Raw genomic sequence first — 16,516 nt, 5'->3', positions numbered from 1 at the left:
CTTCGTCGCCCGATCGGGACGGCGTACTGAAGGATCGTGCCATCGTATCCGCTCGGCCGCCCGGCCGCCGATGCCATTATCGCCCGGAAAGAGAGCCGGGAAGCGGCGCCGGCCCGTCCGAGGCGAGCCCTCCGTCGAAGCCCTCCTGACCGCGCGTGACGCGATAGGTCGCCCAGTGCATGCGGACGACCGCGCCGGCCTCGTCGCGGGTCAGTCGCAGCAGCTCACCGGTCTCGCGCCCGCTGACCGTCCGCAGCACGTCGGGCTGCCCGGGCAGCGGTTCGAAGATCGACGGCGGGAAGTCGCGGGGCAGGTCGGGCAGCCGGGCCTGGAGCGCGCCGTCGTGCCAGGAGAAGACGAACTGGGTGCCCTCGCTGAACCAGGGGCCGAGGATCGACCGGTAGGCGACCGGCGCCGGTGGGGCGGCCCGCCACGGGGTGATGTCGGCCGGGTCGATCTCGACGGCGAGCCGGAGCAGTTCGTGCACGATCTCGTTGGTCACGCGGGCCGTGCCGGAGGAGCCGAGCACCGCCGCGCCCAGTCCGGCCGGGACGCCTTCGCCACCCCTGCGCCCGTACGCGGAGGCCAGGAACCCGGGCATGGCGCCGTCGTGCCCGACGTGGGTGACCCATTTGCTCTGCGGCTCGATGATCAGGCCGAGGCCGAAGCCGCTCTGCCACACCGACTCGTGGGTCACGGTGGCCGGGAAGCGCATCTCGTCGACGGTGGCGGCGGCCAGCACCCGGCCCTGCGGGTCGGCGGTCGCCGGGTGGGCCAGGAAGGCACCCCACGCGGCCATGTCGTTCGCGGTGCTCCAGAGCTGGGCAGCCGGGGCGACGCCGCCGAGGTCGGTCTGCGGTTCGGGGCGGGCAGCGTCGGAGAAGTCGTCGACCAGGTAGCCGACCGCGGCCTGGGGCGGCGGGTTGAGGGTGGTCGCGGTGAGCCCGAGCGGGCCGAGAATGCGGTCGCCGACGATCTCGGCCCAGGTGCCGCCACGCAGGTGGGCGGCAAGCTGGCCGAGCACGGCGAAGCCGAGGTTGGAGTAGTGGTAGCGCCGCGCGTTGGGGAGCACCCGTTCGGCCCGGTCGAGCTGGGTCAGCACCTCGGCCGCGTCGGGGGCCTTGAGGGTGTCCCAGATGTCCCCGTACGGCTCCCGCTGGAACCCGGCCGTGTGCGACAGCAGCCGCCGGACCGTCGCGTCGCCGTGGGCCGGTACGGGCAGGTGCCGGGCGATCGGGTCGTCGAGGTCGAGGAGCCCGTCGTCGCGGCACTGGAGCACCAGCACGGCGGTGAACGTCTTGGTGATCGAGCCGATCCGGAACCGGGTGTCGGGGGTGAGCGGGTGCCCGATATTCCCGGAGTCGCCGACGGTGAAGACCCACGGCTCGCGGTCGGCCCGGTGCAGGGCGACCGAGAGGGCGGGGACGCGGCCGTCGGCCTGAGCCCGGCGGACGACGCGCTCGTAGCGGGCGGAGGCGCTGTGGTTCTCCATCCGCACGATCTTAAGGTGGCAACAGTCAGCCGTACGGATGGGAGCGCTTCCATGACCGATGTCGAGCACCTGCTCGGGCAGTTGAGCCTCGAGGAGAAGGTGTCGCTGCTCGCCGGGCAGGATTTCTGGTCGTTGCCGGCGATCGAGCGGATCGGGCTGCGCTCGCTGGTGATGTCGGACGGGCCGATCGGCGTCCGCGGGGTGGGCTGGGCGCCCGACGACCCGTCGATCGCGCTGCCCAGTCCGACCGCGCTGGCCGCGGCCTGGGACGTCGAGCTGGCCGACCGGGCCGGGCAACTGCTCGGTCAGGAGTCGCGGCGCAAGGGTGTGCACGTGCTGCTCGGGCCGACGGTGAACCTGCAGCGCACCCCGCTGGGCGGCCGGCATTTCGAGTGCTACTCGGAGGATCCGCTGCTCAGCGGCGAGATCGCGGTCGGTTTCGTCCGCGGAGTGCAGCGGCACGGCGTCGGCACCACGGTGAAGCATCTGGTCGGCAACGACTTCGAGACCGACCGGATGGAGGTCGACGTCCGGATCGGCGAGCGGGCCCTGCGCGAGATCTATCTGGCGCCGTTCGAGCGGGTCGCCGAGTCCGGCGGCTGGGGCGTGATGAGCGCCTACAACAGCGTGAACGGGCAGTCGATGGCCCAGAACGGCCCGATCCAGGACGAGATCCTCAAACGCGAGTGGGGTTTCGACGGCGTGGTCGTGTCGGACTGGCGGGCCGCCCGCGACACGGTCGGGGCCGCGCTGGGCGGGCTGGACATCGCGATGCCGGCGCTGGAGAGCCCGTGGGGAGAGAAACTCGTTTCCGCCGTACGGGCCGGGGAGGTGCCCGAAGAGGTCATCGACGACAAGGTGCGGCGCGTCCTGCTCCTGGCCCAGCGTGTCGGAGTGCTCGACGGCGGCCCGGCCGTCACCGTCCCCGAGGATCTCGACGGCAACGCGATCGCCCGCGAGGTCGCGAGCCGCTCGTTCGTGCTGGTCCGCAACGAGAACTACACGCTCCCGCTGGAACCGGCCGCGCTGACCAAGGTGGCCGTGATCGGCGCGCTCGCGACCGACGCCCGGGTGCTCGGCGGGGGCAGCGCCCAGGTGTCCCCGCCGTACGTGATCTCGCCGCTGGCCGGTCTCGAGCAGGCGCTGTCCGGGGTGGACGTCGAGTTCACCATCGGTGCCGACCCGCGTCCGTTCCTGCCCGCCGCCCACGGTCCGGGCTGGACCCCGGCCAAGGTCACCATGGGCGGCCACTCGTTCGAGGTCGAACCGGCCGCGGTGCGCTGGATCGGCTCGCTGCCCGGGGGCCTCGACCCGGCCGGCGTCGACGAGATCCTCCTCGAGACGACGTTCACCCCCGCCGAGGGCGGCGAGCACACGTTCGCGGTCTCCGGGTTCGGCACCTTCGAGCTGTCCGTGGCGGGGACGAAGGCGTACGCGGGAACCCTGCACCCACCCACAGCCACCCGCGCCGATCTGCTGTTGTCGCCACGCGAGCAGCGGGTCCACGTGCGGCTGGACGCCGGTGAGGCGGTGCCGGTCGTGCTGCGCCAGACGATCGCGCGCGGCATGGCCCACACCGTGTCGACCACGCTCGGCCACCGCGGGCCCGGCCCGGACGAGGAGGGCATGATCGCCGAGGCCGTGCGGCTGGCCGGCGAGTCGGACGTGGCCGTGGTGGTGGTCGGCACCACCGAGCAGACCGAGTCCGAGGGGTTCGACCGGACCACGCTGGCTCTCCCCGGCCGCCAGGACGAGCTGGTCTCGCGGGTGGCTGCGGCCAATCCCCGTACGGTCGTGGTCGTCAACGCCGGCTCGCCCGTGCTGATGCCGTGGGCCGAGGAGGTCGCGGCGACCGTGCTGACCTGGTTCGGCGGTCAGGAAGCGGGCGCGGCGCTGGCCGAGGTGCTGCTCGGGGTGACCGAGCCGGGCGGGCGCCTGCCCACCACGTGGCCCCGCCGGGAGGAGGACTGCCCGGTGCTCGCCGTTGTGCCTTCCGACGGCGTGGTGGCGTACGGGGAAGGCGTCTTTGTCGGTTATCGGGGTTGGCTGCGGTCGGGGGTCGCGCCGCTCTACGCCTTCGGGCACGGGCTGGGCTACACGAGCTGGCGGTACGACGAACTCACCGTCAACGAGACCGAGGCCGTCGTGACGATCACCAACACCGGGGCGCGCGCGGGCCGGGAGGTCGTGCAGCTCTACATCGGATCGTCGCCGGTCGACCCGGAGCGGCCCGAGCGCTGGCTGGCGGGATTCGAGAACGTGGAGGCCCATCCGGAGGAGACCGTCACCGTACGGATCCCGTTGCCGCCCCGCACGTTCGAGGTGTGGGCGGACGGGGGCTGGGTGCGGCGTACCGGGGAGTACCGGGTGATCGCCGCGCACGCCTTGGACGACCCGCGACTGACGGCCACGCTGGAGGTCTAGCAGCGGGACTGCCAGGCCGACCAGAGCGTGGCATAGCGGCCACCCGCGGCGACCAGCACGTCGTGGGTGCCCTCCTCGAGCACGATCCCGTGCTCGAGGACGATGATCCGGTCGGCCCCGGCGGCCTGGGTCAGGCGGTGCGCCACCAGCAGGGTCGTCCGGCCCTTGGTGGCGGCCAGCGCCGACTCCTCCAGTTCCCGCGCGCCCGCGCTGCCGGCCTCGGCGGTCGCCTCGTCGAGGATGGCGATCGCCGGGTCGAGCAGCACCAGCCGGGCCAGCGCGAGCTGCTGGGCCTGGGCCGCGGTGAGCGGATGGCCGCCCTCACCGACCACGGTGGCCAGCCCGAGCGGGAGGCAGCGGGCCCAGTCCAGCGCGCCCACCCGTTCCAGGGCGGCCTCGGCGCTCTCGGTGCTCGCCTCGGGGCCGGCCAGGCGCAGGTCCTCGATCAGCGGCCCGGCGAAGACGTGGGTCTCCTGGCTGACGATGGCCACCACGCCGGGTTCGATCTGGTCGACCGGCACCCCGCCCACGGTGGCCGTGCCGGTGCGCGGGCGCAGGATGCCGGCCGCGATCGAGGCCACCGTGGTCTTGCCCGCCCCGGTCGAGCCGACCAGCGCGACCCGCTCCCCCGGGGCCACCCGCAGGCTGATCCCGCGCAGCACCGGCACCCGCTCGTCGTAGCCGAAGGTCACGTCGCGCAGGGTCAGGTCGGCCGCGGCCGGAATGCGGGTGCCGGTCGGCGCGACCGCGAGCGTGCCCACCCCGACCAGGCGGGCCAGCCCGGCGCCGGCTGCCTGGATCTCGTCGAAGGTGAACAGGATCATCGAGACCGGGTTGAACAGCCGGTGGAACAGCACCGCGGCCGCCGCCGTCTCGCCGACCGTGACACCGAAGCCCGCCCGTACGTACCAGAAACCGGCGACCAGGATCGTGGCCAGGCCGAGCAACTCGGCCCGGTTGATCCGGCCGACGAACCGGGTGAACAGCGCGAACACGCCGACCGAGAGGTCCCGGGCCCGGGCCGAGGCGCCCTCGATGGCGTCCAGGTGACGGCTTTCCAGACGGTACGCGTGCACGGTGCGCACCCCCTGCATGCTCTCCATCAGCAGCTGGGAGCGGGCACCGACGGCGGCGCGCTCGGCGGCGTAGATCGGCGCCGAGCGGGGCAGATACCAGCGCAGCGCCAGCAGGTAGAGCGGCATGGCGGCCAGCCCGGCCAGCCCGAGCCGCCAGTCCAGCCCGAACATGGCGGTCACGCTGAGCACGGCCAGGAACAGCGCCGAGATGACGGTCGGCATCACCTCGGCCGCCGCCGTGCCGACCGCGGCCACGTCGGCGCCGACCCGGGCCAGCAGGTCGCCGCGGCCGGCCCGGTCGAGGGTGTGGGCGGGCAGCCGCAGCGCGACCCCGACCGTCTCCTCGCGCAGGCTGGCCAGGATCCGCTCGCCGAGACGGCTCACCATCGTGGTGGTGGCTCCGGCCGCGGCCCCGCCGAGCAGCGCGATCACCGCGACGAGCACGCCGATGGGCACCAGGGCGGCCGAGTGCGCGCCGTCGCGGACCAGATCGACCAGCATGCCCAGGGCGGTGACGGGCACGACCGAGGCCCCGGCGGCACCGAGCCCGGCGGCGACGGTCAGGGCGACCTCGAGCCGTCGGGCGGCCAGTTGCCCGGCCAGCCAGGACCAGGTCTGACGGGGTGTCGCGACGGGCAGGGCGTGGGTCATCGCAGGACCGCCGTCCGATAGTCGTCGTCCGTCGCGGCCAGCGACGCGTGGGTGCCGGTGGCCACCACCTCGCCGTCGCGCAGCACGACGACCCGGTCGGTGATCGCCAGCAGCGCCGGCGACGTGGTGACCAGCAACGTGCCCAGAGTCGAGCCGGGGCCGTGCCGCAGGTCGCGGATGCCGCGCGCGATGGCGTGCTCGGTGACCGCGTCGACCGCCGTGGTCGGCTCGTGCAGCACCAGCAGGCGGGGCCGGGCGAGCAGGGCCCGGGCCAGGGCGAGGCGCTGACGCTGGCCGCCGGAGAGCGCGGCGCCGCGGTCGGCGATGGCGTGGTCGAGCCCGTCCGGGTGGGCCGCGACCACGTCGTCGGCGGCCGACGCCCGCAGCACGGCGGGCAGTTCGTCACCCTCGGCGTCGATCAGGTTGTCGCGGATCGTGCCGCTGAACAGCTCGGGCAGATGCGGGGCGACCAGGACGTCGGGTGAACCGTCGTCGAAGAGCGCGACCAGCGCCGAGGCGTCCGGCTCGGCCACGACGCCGACACACTCACCGCGTACGGGCGGAATGGGGTTGTCACCCGCCGGAACCCCGGCCGGCACCCGGCCCAGGATGGCCTCGATGCGCTGGGCCGACGCCCGCGACGAGGCGAACCAGCCGGGCGCGGCCGACAGTGTGGCGAACGGCTCGCCCAGGAACGCGGCCAGCCCGATCACGGTGACCAGCTCGCCGGCCGAGATCCGGCCGGTCAGGGCGAACCAGCCGGCCAGGATCGCGATGCCACAGGCGACCAGTGTGCTCACCGTGTCGGAGGCGGCCTGGAACCAGCCCAGCGTCTTGGCCGCCCGCATGGTGGCGCCGAGCGACTCCCGGCTGACCTCGCGGTAGCGGCGGGCCGCGGCCTCCTGCGCGCCGATCCCGCGCAGCGGCCGCAACCCGGTGACCAGGTCGGTGGCGAGCGAGGCGGCCCGGCCGGCGACCTCCTGCCGGGCGATGACCCGCCGGATGATCCGGGGCGCCGCGCGTTGCAGCCCGATCAGCACAACCGGGATGCCGATCAGCACGACCAGGCCGAGCGGCACCGAGATGAGGAACAGCCCGGTCGCGCTGATCGCGGTGGCCACCAGCGCCCCGAACAGCCGGGGCAGGTAGTCGAGCAGGTAGGACGTGGTGTCGGCGTCGGTCGTCGAGATGGTCAGGACGTCGCCGGTGCGCACCTCGGTGCGCGGGTCGAGCACCTTGGCCGCCACCTCGAGCCGCAGCCGGTGCGCCTCGTCCGCGATCGCCCGCATGAGCTGCCGGGCGCCCGTCCGGTAGGCGACGGTGAGCAGCAGGTAGAGGGCGCCCAGGGCACTGACCCAGACGGCCAGCATGCACAGGTCACGGGTGGCGACCGCGCGGTCCACGATCACGCCGATGAGGATCGGCACGAGCGCCTCGCAGCCCTGATGCACGCCGATGAGCAGGCTGCCGGACGCGACCCGGCCCCGGTTGCGGAGCAGCGCGCGCCCGAGAAGATTTGTATTGACGCTCATCGACTATCGACCTTGGCCCGGCGCGGCTGCCAGATCAAGACTCGGCCCGCACCTCGCGACCATGACGGAAGGTTAGCCTAACCATTCTCTCCGTAGATGATCCGTAGATGATCAGCTTGAGTCGTAACGCAGTGTGATGATTGCCATTCTCACGCAGCGTAATTTCGGACTACAGTGGGATCCGTCCGATTCTCCCGATTCGCCTGCTAGGACACGATCACATGTCGCTGACGCTCCCCACTGCCAGTAACGACACCTACCGCGACCTGGCCCCGATGATCCACCGTCAGCGACTGGTGGTCGAGGGCTACCCGACGTTCGTGATCACCGACGAACACATCAAGGACTATCTGAGCCAGCTCTCCGTGGTGACCGACATGATCACGCTGATCGAGCCGGTGACCCACGTCAGCGACCTCTACGGCTGGGCCGGCTGGATCCACTGGGAGACCTCGGGCGCCCACTTCTACTCGTGGGAGCGGCCGGTGTCGTTCTTCAGCGTCGACATCTACACGTGCAAGGCGTTCGACCCGGCCGACGTCGTCACGTTCACCGAGAACTACTTCCGCACCACCGAGATCGTCGCCAAGGGGTTCTGATGGCCTACGACCTCTCCCCCGCCGAGATCGCCCGCCGCTGCGTCGTCGCGCTGGCCGCCCACTCCACCCGCGGCCGCTTCACCGCCCTCGCGGTCGGCCCGGACGACCCGATGGCCGACGTCGCCCGCACCGTCGAACGCCAGGTCTTCGAGGCCGCGTTCGGCAACGACGCGGCGACCATGGCCCGCGAATACGGCCACCACGACCCGCACAGCCTGCACTTCCTGGTGCTCGACCGCGAGACCGGCCGGCCCGCGGGCGCCGGCCGGGTGATCGAGGGCGGCGGCAAGACCCTCGACGACGCCCCCGACCACATCGGCCGCGACCTGTCCGACATCGTCGAGGCGCACGGCCTGCACGACGGCGGCAAGATCTGGGACTTCGCGACCGTCGGGGTGCTGCCCGAGTACCGCCGCGGTCTCGTCGTGAGCTCGCTGCTCTACCGCACCTTCCTGCAGGCCGGGAAGCGCGCGAACGTCAAACACATCGTCGTGATGCTGGACCACCGGGCCCACCGCAACCTGATGCTGCTCGGCGCGCCGCTGGTGCCGATGGCCGGCTCGGAGCCGTTCGAATACCTGGGGTCGGCGTCGACGCGGGCGCTGTACGTGCCGTTCGCCGACCTGGAGCCGGCCATCGCCGAACAGGGACGCCGGTTGCGGCGGCCGGTGGGGTCGTTCGCCGGCGAGATCCGCGGGTGGGGCCTCAAGCGCCTGCTGACCCGGCGGGTCGCCGCCCGGGTGTCGGAACAGGTGGCGACGGGCGAGGGCCTCAACGAGCACATCGTGATGCCGGGCCTCGAGCGGCGCCGCTTCCGCGGCCGCAAAGCCCGGCGCTGATTTACTTCCCCACCCACCCAGGGGGCTGGCCCACGCTAGCGCGCTGTCAAGGGGAGAGGCTCACTTTATCCACAGCCCCGCATTGCGAGGGCCAGGCCTGTGGATAAGCGCTACCAGCGGCCGAGACGCGCGGAGAGCACCGACAACGCGGCCACCCCGGCCGTCGACGTGCGCAACACCTCGCGGCCCAGCCGCACGGGAGTCGCCGCGGAGAAAGCAGAAAGCTCGGCGTCGCTGATGCCACCCTCGGGGCCGACCACCAGCACGATCTCGCCCGACGTGGGCAGTGGCACCGTGGTCAGCCGCTCGGTGGCCTCCTCGTGCAGCACGAAAGAGGCCGGGCCGAGCCGTGCGGCGACCTGCTTGGTCGAGCAGTCGGGATCACCGCCGACGACCGGCAGCCACGAGCGGCGCGCTTGCTTCGCCGCCTCACGGGCGGTCGCCGCCCACTTGTCGCGGGCCTTGAAACCGCGGTCGCCCCGCCACTGCGTGACCGACCGCGAGGCGGCCCACGGCAGGATCTCGTCGACGCCGATCTCGGTCATCGCCTGCACCGCCAGCTCACCGCGGTCGCCCTTGGCGATGCCCTGCACCACGACCAGCCGCGGGTCGGGCGCCGGCTGCAGAGATCGGGACTCGACGGTCCCCGAGACCACACCCTTACCGACCGCGGTGACCCGGCCGACGGCACTGCCGCCGCGGCCGTCCGCGAGAACAAGCGTCTCGCCCGCACGCAGCCGCTGCACGTCGGCGGCGTGATGGCCCTCGGGCCCGTCGAGCGTGAACGAGGAGCCCGTCGGCAGGGCGGCGACCAGGAAGAGCGGCGCAGACACCCCCGGCACGCTACCGGAACGCGGGTGCGGTCCACCCCGAGGACCGGATCCACTCAGGCAGATCCCAGAGGTCGGCCGGACTGGTCTACCGACGACCCGGGACGATCAGGCCACTCTCGTACGCCACCACGACCGCCTGCGCCCGGCTGGACAACCCGAGTTTGCCCATCAGCCGCTTCACGTGCGTCTTGACGGTCGCCTCGCTGAGCACCAGCCGCCCGGCGATCTGGGAGTTCGACAGTCCGTTGCCGACCAGCCGCAGCACCTCGGCCTCCCGCGGAGTGAGCTGATCGAGTGCTTCCGACGAAGCGCGGCCGAACGAGGAGTACGTCTCCACCAGCCGCTGCGTGATCTGCGGCGCGAGCAGGATGTCACCCTCGGCGACGGCCCGGACCGCGCTGATGATCCGCTGCGGCGGCATGTCCTTGAGCAGGAAGCCGGACGCCCCCTCGCTCAGCGCCGTGTAGACGTACTCGTCGAGATCGAAGGTCGTCAGGACGATGATCTTGGGAGGAAACGAGGAGGCCAGGATCCGGCGCGACGCGGCCAGCCCGTCGAGCACCGGCATGCGGATGTCCATGAGCACCACGTCGGGCCGGGACTCGGCGGCCAGCGCGATCGCCTGTTCACCGTCGGCCACCTCGCCGGCCACCTCAAAGCCCTGGGCCGCCCTGAGCAGTGCGACCAGCCCGGCCCGGATCAGCGGCTGGTCGTCGGCGACGAGGACGCGAATGCTCATGCCGGCAACCTCAGCACCACCGAGAACCCGGTGACATCCGGGGCGACCGACAAGACGCCGCCATAGAGGGCGGCTCGCTCGTGCATGCCCCGGATCCCATGGCCCACGACAAACGGACCAGCGACTCCGTCGTCCTGCACCCGTACGGTCAGAACTGAAGGGCCGTAATCCAGCGCGACCGACGCCCGCGCGTCCGGCCCCGCGTGTTTGAGCACGTTGGTCAGCGCCTCCTGCACCGTCCGATAGGCGCAGAGGTCGGGCCCGGCCGGCAGCGCCCGCCGCTCGCCGGTCACGTCGAGGGTGACGGCCAGACCCGCGTCCCGCATCCGGGCCACCAGTTCCTCCAGCAGGTCGAGCCCGGGCTGCGGCCGCAGGTCGACCGCGTCGCCGTCGACCCGCAGCACGTTGAGCAGGCGCCGCATCTCGAGCATGGCGTCCCGGCCGGCGTCGCTCACCGTCGCCATCGCCGTCCGGGCCGTCACCGGGTCGCTGTCGACGACGAACTCGGCCACCCCGGACTGCAGCGTGATCACCGACATGTGGTGGGCCACGATGTCGTGCAGCTCGCGGGCGATCCGGACGCGCTCCTCGGCCACGGCCCGCTCGGCGGCGACGGCGGCCCGGCTCCAGCGGCGGGTGGCCTCGCCCAGCGCCCACGCACCGATCAGCACCAGCCCGGACTGCATCACCTGCGACCACACCATCTCACCGGGCACCGACAGCCAGACGAACGCCATCAGGACCACGGTCGCCGCGAAGCACGCCGCCGCCACCCGGCGCGGCCGCAGCATGGCCACCGAGAACATGGCGACCAGAAGCCCGATGCCCCCGCTGGGGAAACCCTCGCCGCCGAACCGGACGGCCACGGCCAGCGCCACCACGATGACGGCCATGGTCAGCACCGGGGCCATCTGGCGCAGGGCGATCGGCGCGACCGACAGGACGGCGAGCACGACCAGCGCGACCCCCGGCGGGCTGTCGCTCCAGCCGTACAGGGTGGCCACGGTCAGCCCGGTCATCAGGGCAGCGAGCAGGAAATCCACTCTTCGCACCCGGTTCACGGTATCCAGGCTTTCCCGTACGGGCATCGACTGCGCGGGGTATCCCGGCCTACCCCCAGCGGGGTACGCCGGGTTCCCGTCCTCGGGTGACGACAGTCATCAATATCGTCAATAGCGTCGAACCCATGATGAATCTGCTGGTGACAACGATGGTGGCGGCCACCCTGACCGTGCCCGGGGGCGGCCCGGCGACTCTGCAGCGGCAGGCCGACGAGCTCCGCGAGCAGGGCGCCCCGGCCGTGCTGCTCGAGGTGGACACCGACCGCCGGGACATCCGGGTGCGCAGCGGGGACGTGCCGTGGCGGGCGCATTTCCGGATCGGGAGCTTCACCAAGACGTACGTCTCGGCCACGCTCCTGCAGTTGGTCGGCGAGGGCCGGCTGAGCCTGGACGACAAGGTCGACCGCTGGCTGCCCGGACTGGTGCGCGGTAACGGGAACGACGGGCGGCAGATCACCGTACGGCAGCTTCTGCAGCAGACGAGCGGGCTGCCCGACTACCTCAACGGGATGACCTATCTGTTCTCGCAGGAGGGCTTCGAGCAGCACCGGTACGACAGCCTCACCGGCACCGAGGCCGTCGGGCTGGCCATGAAGTTCCCGCGCGAGTTCGCGCCCGGCACGAAGTGGTCCTACTCGAACACCAACTACATGCTGGCCGGCCTGATCATCGAGAAGGTGACCGGGCACGACTGGCGGATCGAGGTGCGCAACCGCATCGTCCGGCCGCTCGGGCTGACCGGGACCACGCTGCCCGGCAACAACCCGGACCTGCCGAGCCCGCACGCGGTCGGCTACGAGCGGTTCCCCGGCCCGGACGCCTCGCCCGAGGACCCCGACTACGGTGAGGCGATCGACGCGACCCGGCTCAACCCGACGTGGGGCGGGTCGGCCGGCGAGATGATCAGCACCGTCGACGACGGCAACACGTTCCTGCGCGCGCTCATGCGCGGCCGGGTGCTGAAGCCGGCCCAGCTGGCCGAGATGAAGCGCACGGTCCCGACCAACGACGCGTTCCGGTCGGGCTGGCCGGGCGCCCGCTACGGCCTCGGCCTGATGTTCGTGCCCAACTCGTGCGGCGGCTCGTGGGCGCACGGCGGCGACATCCCCGGCTTCAAGACCCGCAACGGCGTGACGCCGGACGGCTCTCGCAGCGTCGTCGTCACCATCAACACCGACTCGCTCCAGCGCGACGCCGGGGTGCCGAAGCCGGCCCACGACGTCACGCTCGACCTGATCGACACCGCCCTCTGCGGATAGCGTTCAGGCTTGCTCTTCGGGACGCCGCGTTTTCCGGATCCGGCCGAGCGCGGCGTCCCACTCGTCGGGCGGGCCGGGTTCGTCGGCCTTCGCCCAGAAGTATTCGGGGTCGACGACCGTGGCCCAGATGAGCGACACGACGACCCCGAGCGCGACCAGCGTGCCGAACCCCTGGGCGAAATCCTCGAACCACGAATAGAACGCCGGGTAGAGCACGGCCTCGATCTCGGGGATGCGGGCACCGATGGTCGCCGCGGTCATCGACTGGAAGTAGTCGTGCAGGTAACGCGGCTGGCTGGCGTCGGCGCCGACGGTCATCAACCCGATCAGGAAGACCACGGCCGCCACGCCCATCGCCCAACCGCGGGCCCGCCGCACACCCTTCGAGATCAAGGGCGCCATTCCCCCGTACGCGAAACAGGCCGCACCCAAGACGATCAGGGTGACCGCTCCCCGCCCGTCCCGGATCAGGGCGGGCGGGATGAGTCCATAGTCGACCTCGAGCGAGTGCATCAGCGCCGTCAGCCGGGAAGCGTCGGGCGAGGCCCACCACACGAGGTCGAGCACACCGGCCGCGACCAGCAGGACGCCGGCCGGCACCATCAGCCAGGCCAGCCGGGTCGCCACGCGCACAGTACGTGGCACCGCACTCCCCGTCATGCCCCGGATGGTAGACCCGTGCCGCCCTCGAATTCAGCCCCAGTTCTCCGGCGCCTGCTGCCGGGTGGTGACGTTGATGCGGTTGAAGAAGTTGGTCGTCGCGATCCACAGCACCAGGGCGGCGAGTTCCTTCTCCCCGAAGTGCCTGGCCGCCTCGTCCCAGATCGCGTCCGGCACCGCGTCCGGGCTGTCGGCCAGCCGGGTCGCGTGCTCGGCCAGCGCCAGCGCGGCCCGCTCGGCCGCGCTGAACCACGGCGTCTCACGCCACACCGCGACCGTGAACAACCGCTCGTCGGTCTCGCCGGCCGCACGGGCGGCCCGGGCGCCCGATTCCACACACGGCGCACACCCGTTGATCTGGCTGGCCCGCAGGTGGACGAGCTCGAGAATTTTCGGGTCGACGCCGACCGAGTGGGCCGACTTGTAGAGGATGTTGATCGCCTTGATGCTGTCCGGCAGAAAGGCGGCGGGGTTGTCCATCCGAGCCTGCATGATTTCTCCTCGTGTGTGGCCGTCACATCGGCTTGGTTTTCTTCGTCGGTCATGCGACGGACGCAACCGCGCCGATGTGACCGATGTGACGCAGGACACAACCAGGAGGTCGTCATGGACGAGCGCTTCGAGGCCAACCGCCCTCGGCTACGGGCCGTGGCCTACCGGATGCTCGGCTCGGCGGCCGAGGCGGAGGACGCCGTCCAAGAAGCGTGGCTCCGCCTCCACCGGTCGGACACCGGTCACGTCGACAACCTGGACGCCTGGCTGACCACGGTGGTCGGCCGGATCTGCCTCGACATGCTGCGCTCGCGCAAGTCCCGGCACGAGACGGCCCTGGAAGAGGCGCCGACGGCCCACACTCCCGAGGACGAGGCGGTGCTGGCCGACTCGGTCGGCGTCGCGCTGCTGGTCGTCCTAGAGAGCCTGACCCCGGCCGAGCGCCTGGCCTTCGTGCTGCACGACCTGTTCGCCGTCTCATTCGACGAGATCGCCCCGATCGTCGGCCGCTCCCCCGACGCCGCCCGCCAGCTGGCCAGCCGGGCCCGCCGCCGGGTCCACGGCCGGCCGGCCGACCGCAGCGCGGGCCGCGAGATCGTCGACGCCTTCCTGACCGCCTCCCGCGACGGCGACTTCGAGACCCTGCTGAGCCTGCTCGACCCCGACGTGCACCTGCGCATGGACGAGCAGCTCCGCGACCTGCCGATGGAGATGCACGGCGCCCGCGAAGTGGCCCAGTTCTACCTCGGCCGGGCCCGCGGCGCGTTCCCCGCTCTCATCGACGGCGAACTGGGCATCCAGGTCGCCCCGGCCGGCGACACCCTGCTGGTCGTCACCCTGACCGTCGTCGACGGCCGGATCACCGCCCTGCACGCCACCACGAACCGCGACCGCCTGCGCGAGCTCGAGATCGTCCGGCTCTAGACGAGCACCGAGACGATCGCCGCCAGGACGTAGACGAGGACGACGGCCAGGCCGCCGCCGAGCAGCCGGCTCGTGGCCTGGCCGCCCGGGTCGCCGGCGGCCTGGGCGAGGTCGCGCAACCGCAGCATCACCGCGCCCCACTCCTCGGACACCCCGTTGGTCTCGGCGGCGATGTTCGGTTCCCACGCGAGCCACACCTTCCCGCCGTCGACCCGCACGCCGTGGAGGCGCGGCCACGGCACATGGTGAACCCGCAGGCCATCGTGCAGCACGAGCCCGCCGCGGGTCAGCGTCAGCCGGTCGCTGAGACGGGCCCACCCCGAGTAGACGAAGGAGCCGCCTCCGAACAGGAAGATGATGGTCTGCCACCAGCCCTCGGGCAGACCGGCCGCCACCGCGACGGGCGCGGCGAAGCCGAGCATCGACAGCGCGCCGAACACCCGGTCACGCCGGGTGCGGCCCACCTCGACGGGCAGCTCGGGCAGGTCACCCGCGAGCTCGGCCGCCGGCAGCGGGTCGCCGGGAAGCGGATCGGTGATCTCGGGCCGCTTCCGGGGCATGCGCAGCGGCGCCTCGGGCACCAGCACGTGCGAGTCGCTGATCAGCAGGACCCAGCCGCCGTCGCGCAGGTCGCCGGCCACCGTCACGGTCTGCGGCTCGTCCCGGCGGCCGGGGCCGCGCCAGTCCTGGCCGAAGTCCTCGACCTCCTCGGCCGTCCACTTGTCGTCCCAGGGCACGTCCTCGCCGGTCAGGAGCGGTTTTTCCAGCTCCAGCGGGGACGCCTCGACCGGCACCACAGCCATCCCGCCGTGCAGCACCGCGCGGCCGTCGTCGTCCGGCTCGGCGGTCAGTTCGACGGCGGGCAGCGGGCCGTTGAGCAGACGCCGCCGGGCCGCCCGCATGCGCTGCTCGCGGATCAGCAGCAGGAGGGCCAGAGCGATCGCCCCGAGCCCACCGCTGAGCCAGGGCGTGACGTCTTCGGGTTCGGCCACGAGCTTGACCCAGGAGCCGTCGACCAGCACCGGGACGACCTGCCCGGGCTCATAGGAATTCAGAAGACCGTTTACCCGTACGGGCTGAGGAACGTCCACAACGATCTCACCCGCGGCGTTGTCGGCGCTGCGCACGACCCCGTCCACGTGCACTGCCGCCGCCTCGTGCCGCGCCACCTGACCGGCCCGATGGTCGTACCAGCCGAACCCGCCGACGCCCGCGACGAGCAGCAGGACGGCGATGATCGATCGGCCGCCCCAGCGCGGAAAGCTGTCCCGCACCCGCGCGGCGACGGCCGGGTCGAGATGCACCGGCTCGGCCACCTCGGCCACGATCGTCGTCTGCCGTCCCCGCGCCTCGACCAGCAGGATCGCCACCGCCACGCAGAGCAGACCGTGGAACGCGAAGGCGATGTTCGCGGCCCGCTGGTCGTCGAAGACCAGGTCGAGGACGGCGAACAGCACCCCGGCCGCACACCCGGCCAGTGGCATCCACCACAGCAGGATCGGGGTGGCCAGCAGCACGACGATCGCCACCGCGAACGACACGTCCGGCCCGCACACACTCGGATCGGCGGGCGTGCAGGTGGTCGAGTCGTTGAACACCGCCAGCAGGAAGGCGATGAACCACGCGACGATCAGCACCACCCGCGTGACCCACCACGGCACGGCGGCAGCGGTCCATCGCTCGATGCGCGAGTCGTCCAGCGCGGGCGCGGCGGGACGCTTCATCGCTTCCCCGCCACCGAGATCATCGAAGTCACGACGCGTGAGCATAAGCGCGGCGGACCAGACGACGGTTGGTCCGATTGGTCAAAAAAGCCGTTTTCCCGTACGTATCTTCCCGCCACCCACACGCACCCAAGGCCGCCAGACGATCGCGGGCCGCCAGACGATCGCGCCGCCCAGATAACCCGCGAGACCAGCGCGGGCCGCACGGCGA

Annotated in this window: 14 protein-coding genes; 5 read left to right on the top strand and 9 right to left on the bottom strand. The window is 72.1% G+C overall.

Annotation, left to right across the window (positions count from 1 at the left end; genetic code table 11):
- Nucleotides 1–76 precede the first annotated feature (76 nt).
- Nucleotides 77–1,492 carry a serine hydrolase domain-containing protein gene (locus KOI35_RS40335; protein WP_215794839.1) on the bottom strand — a complete coding sequence of 472 codons (1,416 nt, stop codon included), beginning with the start codon at nt 1,490–1,492 and terminating at the stop codon, nt 77–79.
- Between the two features lie 51 nt (nt 1,493–1,543).
- Between KOI35_RS40335 and KOI35_RS40330 the strand changes: the two genes are divergently transcribed.
- The gene (locus KOI35_RS40330) at nt 1,544–3,916 is read left to right on the top strand and encodes a beta-glucosidase family protein (protein ID WP_215794837.1); all 2,373 of its coding nucleotides are present in this window, start codon (nt 1,544–1,546) and stop codon (nt 3,914–3,916) included.
- On the opposite strand, the gene KOI35_RS40325 is transcribed toward KOI35_RS40330, so the two are convergent.
- A complete protein-coding gene (locus tag KOI35_RS40325) occupies nt 3,913–5,643 on the bottom strand; it encodes an ABC transporter ATP-binding protein (RefSeq protein WP_215794835.1) in 1,731 nt (576 codons plus the stop codon). The two genes, KOI35_RS40330 and KOI35_RS40325, sit on opposite strands and share 4 nt — an antisense overlap.
- Nucleotides 5,640–7,175 (bottom strand): ABC transporter transmembrane domain-containing protein, encoded by a 1,536-nt coding sequence (locus KOI35_RS40320; protein ID WP_215794833.1) that lies wholly within the window; start codon nt 7,173–7,175, stop codon nt 5,640–5,642. The genes KOI35_RS40325 and KOI35_RS40320 overlap by 4 nt, the downstream gene beginning before the upstream one ends.
- 221 nt (nt 7,176–7,396) lie before the next feature.
- Here KOI35_RS40320 and KOI35_RS40315 point away from each other — a divergent pair, with 221 nt between their 5' ends.
- Nucleotides 7,397–7,774, top strand: a complete 378-nt coding sequence (locus tag KOI35_RS40315; protein WP_215794830.1) for an S-adenosylmethionine decarboxylase — start codon at nt 7,397–7,399, stop codon at nt 7,772–7,774.
- The gene (locus tag KOI35_RS40310) at nt 7,774–8,613 is read left to right on the top strand and encodes a lysophospholipid acyltransferase family protein (RefSeq protein WP_215794827.1); all 840 of its coding nucleotides are present in this window, start codon (nt 7,774–7,776) and stop codon (nt 8,611–8,613) included. The genes KOI35_RS40315 and KOI35_RS40310 overlap by 1 nt, the downstream gene beginning before the upstream one ends.
- Before the next feature lie 110 nt (nt 8,614–8,723).
- On the opposite strand, the gene KOI35_RS40305 is transcribed toward KOI35_RS40310, so the two are convergent.
- The 3 genes from KOI35_RS40305 to KOI35_RS40295 all read right to left on the bottom strand — a co-directional run bounded on the left by KOI35_RS40305 (nt 8,724) and on the right by KOI35_RS40295 (nt 11,237).
- Nucleotides 8,724–9,446, bottom strand: coding sequence for a 16S rRNA (uracil(1498)-N(3))-methyltransferase (locus KOI35_RS40305; RefSeq protein ID WP_215794824.1), 723 nt, complete (start codon nt 9,444–9,446; stop codon nt 8,724–8,726).
- 85 nt (nt 9,447–9,531) lie between these two features.
- Complete coding sequence (locus tag KOI35_RS40300) at nt 9,532–10,185, bottom strand: response regulator (RefSeq protein WP_215794821.1); 654 nt, start codon at nt 10,183–10,185, stop codon at nt 9,532–9,534.
- The gene (locus KOI35_RS40295; RefSeq protein ID WP_308121367.1) at nt 10,182–11,237 is read right to left on the bottom strand and encodes a sensor histidine kinase; all 1,056 of its coding nucleotides are present in this window, start codon (nt 11,235–11,237) and stop codon (nt 10,182–10,184) included. The genes KOI35_RS40300 and KOI35_RS40295 overlap by 4 nt, the downstream gene beginning before the upstream one ends.
- A gap of 134 nt (nt 11,238–11,371) precedes the next feature.
- Between KOI35_RS40295 and KOI35_RS40290 the strand changes: the two genes are divergently transcribed.
- Nucleotides 11,372–12,505 carry a serine hydrolase domain-containing protein gene (locus KOI35_RS40290; protein ID WP_215794817.1) on the top strand — a complete coding sequence of 378 codons (1,134 nt, stop codon included), beginning with the start codon at nt 11,372–11,374 and terminating at the stop codon, nt 12,503–12,505.
- A gap of 3 nt (nt 12,506–12,508) precedes the next feature.
- Here KOI35_RS40290 and KOI35_RS40285 read toward each other — a convergent pair whose 3' ends face one another.
- Together KOI35_RS40285 and KOI35_RS40280 are read right to left on the bottom strand one after the other, a co-directional pair.
- Entirely contained in the window at nt 12,509–13,165 is a 657-nt protein-coding gene (locus KOI35_RS40285; protein ID WP_215794815.1) for a hypothetical protein, read from the bottom strand.
- Nucleotides 13,166–13,198: 33 nt separating this feature from the next.
- Nucleotides 13,199–13,657: a carboxymuconolactone decarboxylase family protein gene (locus KOI35_RS40280; RefSeq protein ID WP_215794812.1), complete on the bottom strand. Its 459-nt coding sequence runs from the start codon at nt 13,655–13,657 to the stop codon at nt 13,199–13,201.
- Between the two features lie 114 nt (nt 13,658–13,771).
- On the opposite strand from KOI35_RS40280, the gene KOI35_RS40275 reads away from it, so the two are divergent.
- The gene (locus KOI35_RS40275) at nt 13,772–14,581 is read left to right on the top strand and encodes a sigma-70 family RNA polymerase sigma factor (RefSeq protein ID WP_215794810.1); all 810 of its coding nucleotides are present in this window, start codon (nt 13,772–13,774) and stop codon (nt 14,579–14,581) included.
- Here KOI35_RS40275 and KOI35_RS40270 read toward each other — a convergent pair.
- Nucleotides 14,578–16,305, bottom strand: a complete 1,728-nt coding sequence (locus KOI35_RS40270; protein WP_215794808.1) for a PH domain-containing protein — start codon at nt 16,303–16,305, stop codon at nt 14,578–14,580. The two genes, KOI35_RS40275 and KOI35_RS40270, sit on opposite strands and share 4 nt — an antisense overlap.
- Nucleotides 16,306–16,516 lie beyond the last annotated feature (211 nt).

The sequence above is a fragment of the Paractinoplanes bogorensis genome (assembly GCF_018829635.1).
Classification (GTDB): domain Bacteria; phylum Actinomycetota; class Actinomycetes; order Mycobacteriales; family Micromonosporaceae; genus Actinoplanes; species Actinoplanes bogorensis.
Note: the sequence above shows the minus strand (reverse complement) of the source record. Positions and strands in the feature narration are given on the sequence as shown.

Excerpts from the sequence above, each read along its gene's own strand:
- KOI35_RS40335 (WP_215794839.1), bottom strand. The coding sequence starts at position 1,492 with ATGGAGAACCACAGCGCCTCCGCCCGCTACGAGCGCGTCGTCCGCCGG.
- KOI35_RS40330 (WP_215794837.1), top strand. The coding sequence starts at position 1,544 with ATGACCGATGTCGAGCACCTGCTCGGGCAGTTGAGCCTCGAGGAGAAG.
- KOI35_RS40325 (WP_215794835.1), bottom strand. The coding sequence starts at position 5,643 with ATGACCCACGCCCTGCCCGTCGCGACACCCCGTCAGACCTGGTCCTGG.
- KOI35_RS40320 (WP_215794833.1), bottom strand. The coding sequence starts at position 7,175 with ATGAGCGTCAATACAAATCTTCTCGGGCGCGCGCTGCTCCGCAACCGG.
- KOI35_RS40315 (WP_215794830.1), top strand. The coding sequence starts at position 7,397 with ATGTCGCTGACGCTCCCCACTGCCAGTAACGACACCTACCGCGACCTG.
- KOI35_RS40310 (WP_215794827.1), top strand. The coding sequence starts at position 7,774 with ATGGCCTACGACCTCTCCCCCGCCGAGATCGCCCGCCGCTGCGTCGTC.
- KOI35_RS40300 (WP_215794821.1), bottom strand. The coding sequence starts at position 10,185 with ATGAGCATTCGCGTCCTCGTCGCCGACGACCAGCCGCTGATCCGGGCC.
- KOI35_RS40290 (WP_215794817.1), top strand. The coding sequence starts at position 11,372 with ATGATGAATCTGCTGGTGACAACGATGGTGGCGGCCACCCTGACCGTG.
- KOI35_RS40285 (WP_215794815.1), bottom strand. The coding sequence starts at position 13,165 with ATGACGGGGAGTGCGGTGCCACGTACTGTGCGCGTGGCGACCCGGCTG.
- KOI35_RS40280 (WP_215794812.1), bottom strand. The coding sequence starts at position 13,657 with ATGCAGGCTCGGATGGACAACCCCGCCGCCTTTCTGCCGGACAGCATC.
- KOI35_RS40275 (WP_215794810.1), top strand. The coding sequence starts at position 13,772 with ATGGACGAGCGCTTCGAGGCCAACCGCCCTCGGCTACGGGCCGTGGCC.
- KOI35_RS40270 (WP_215794808.1), bottom strand. The coding sequence starts at position 16,305 with ATGAAGCGTCCCGCCGCGCCCGCGCTGGACGACTCGCGCATCGAGCGA.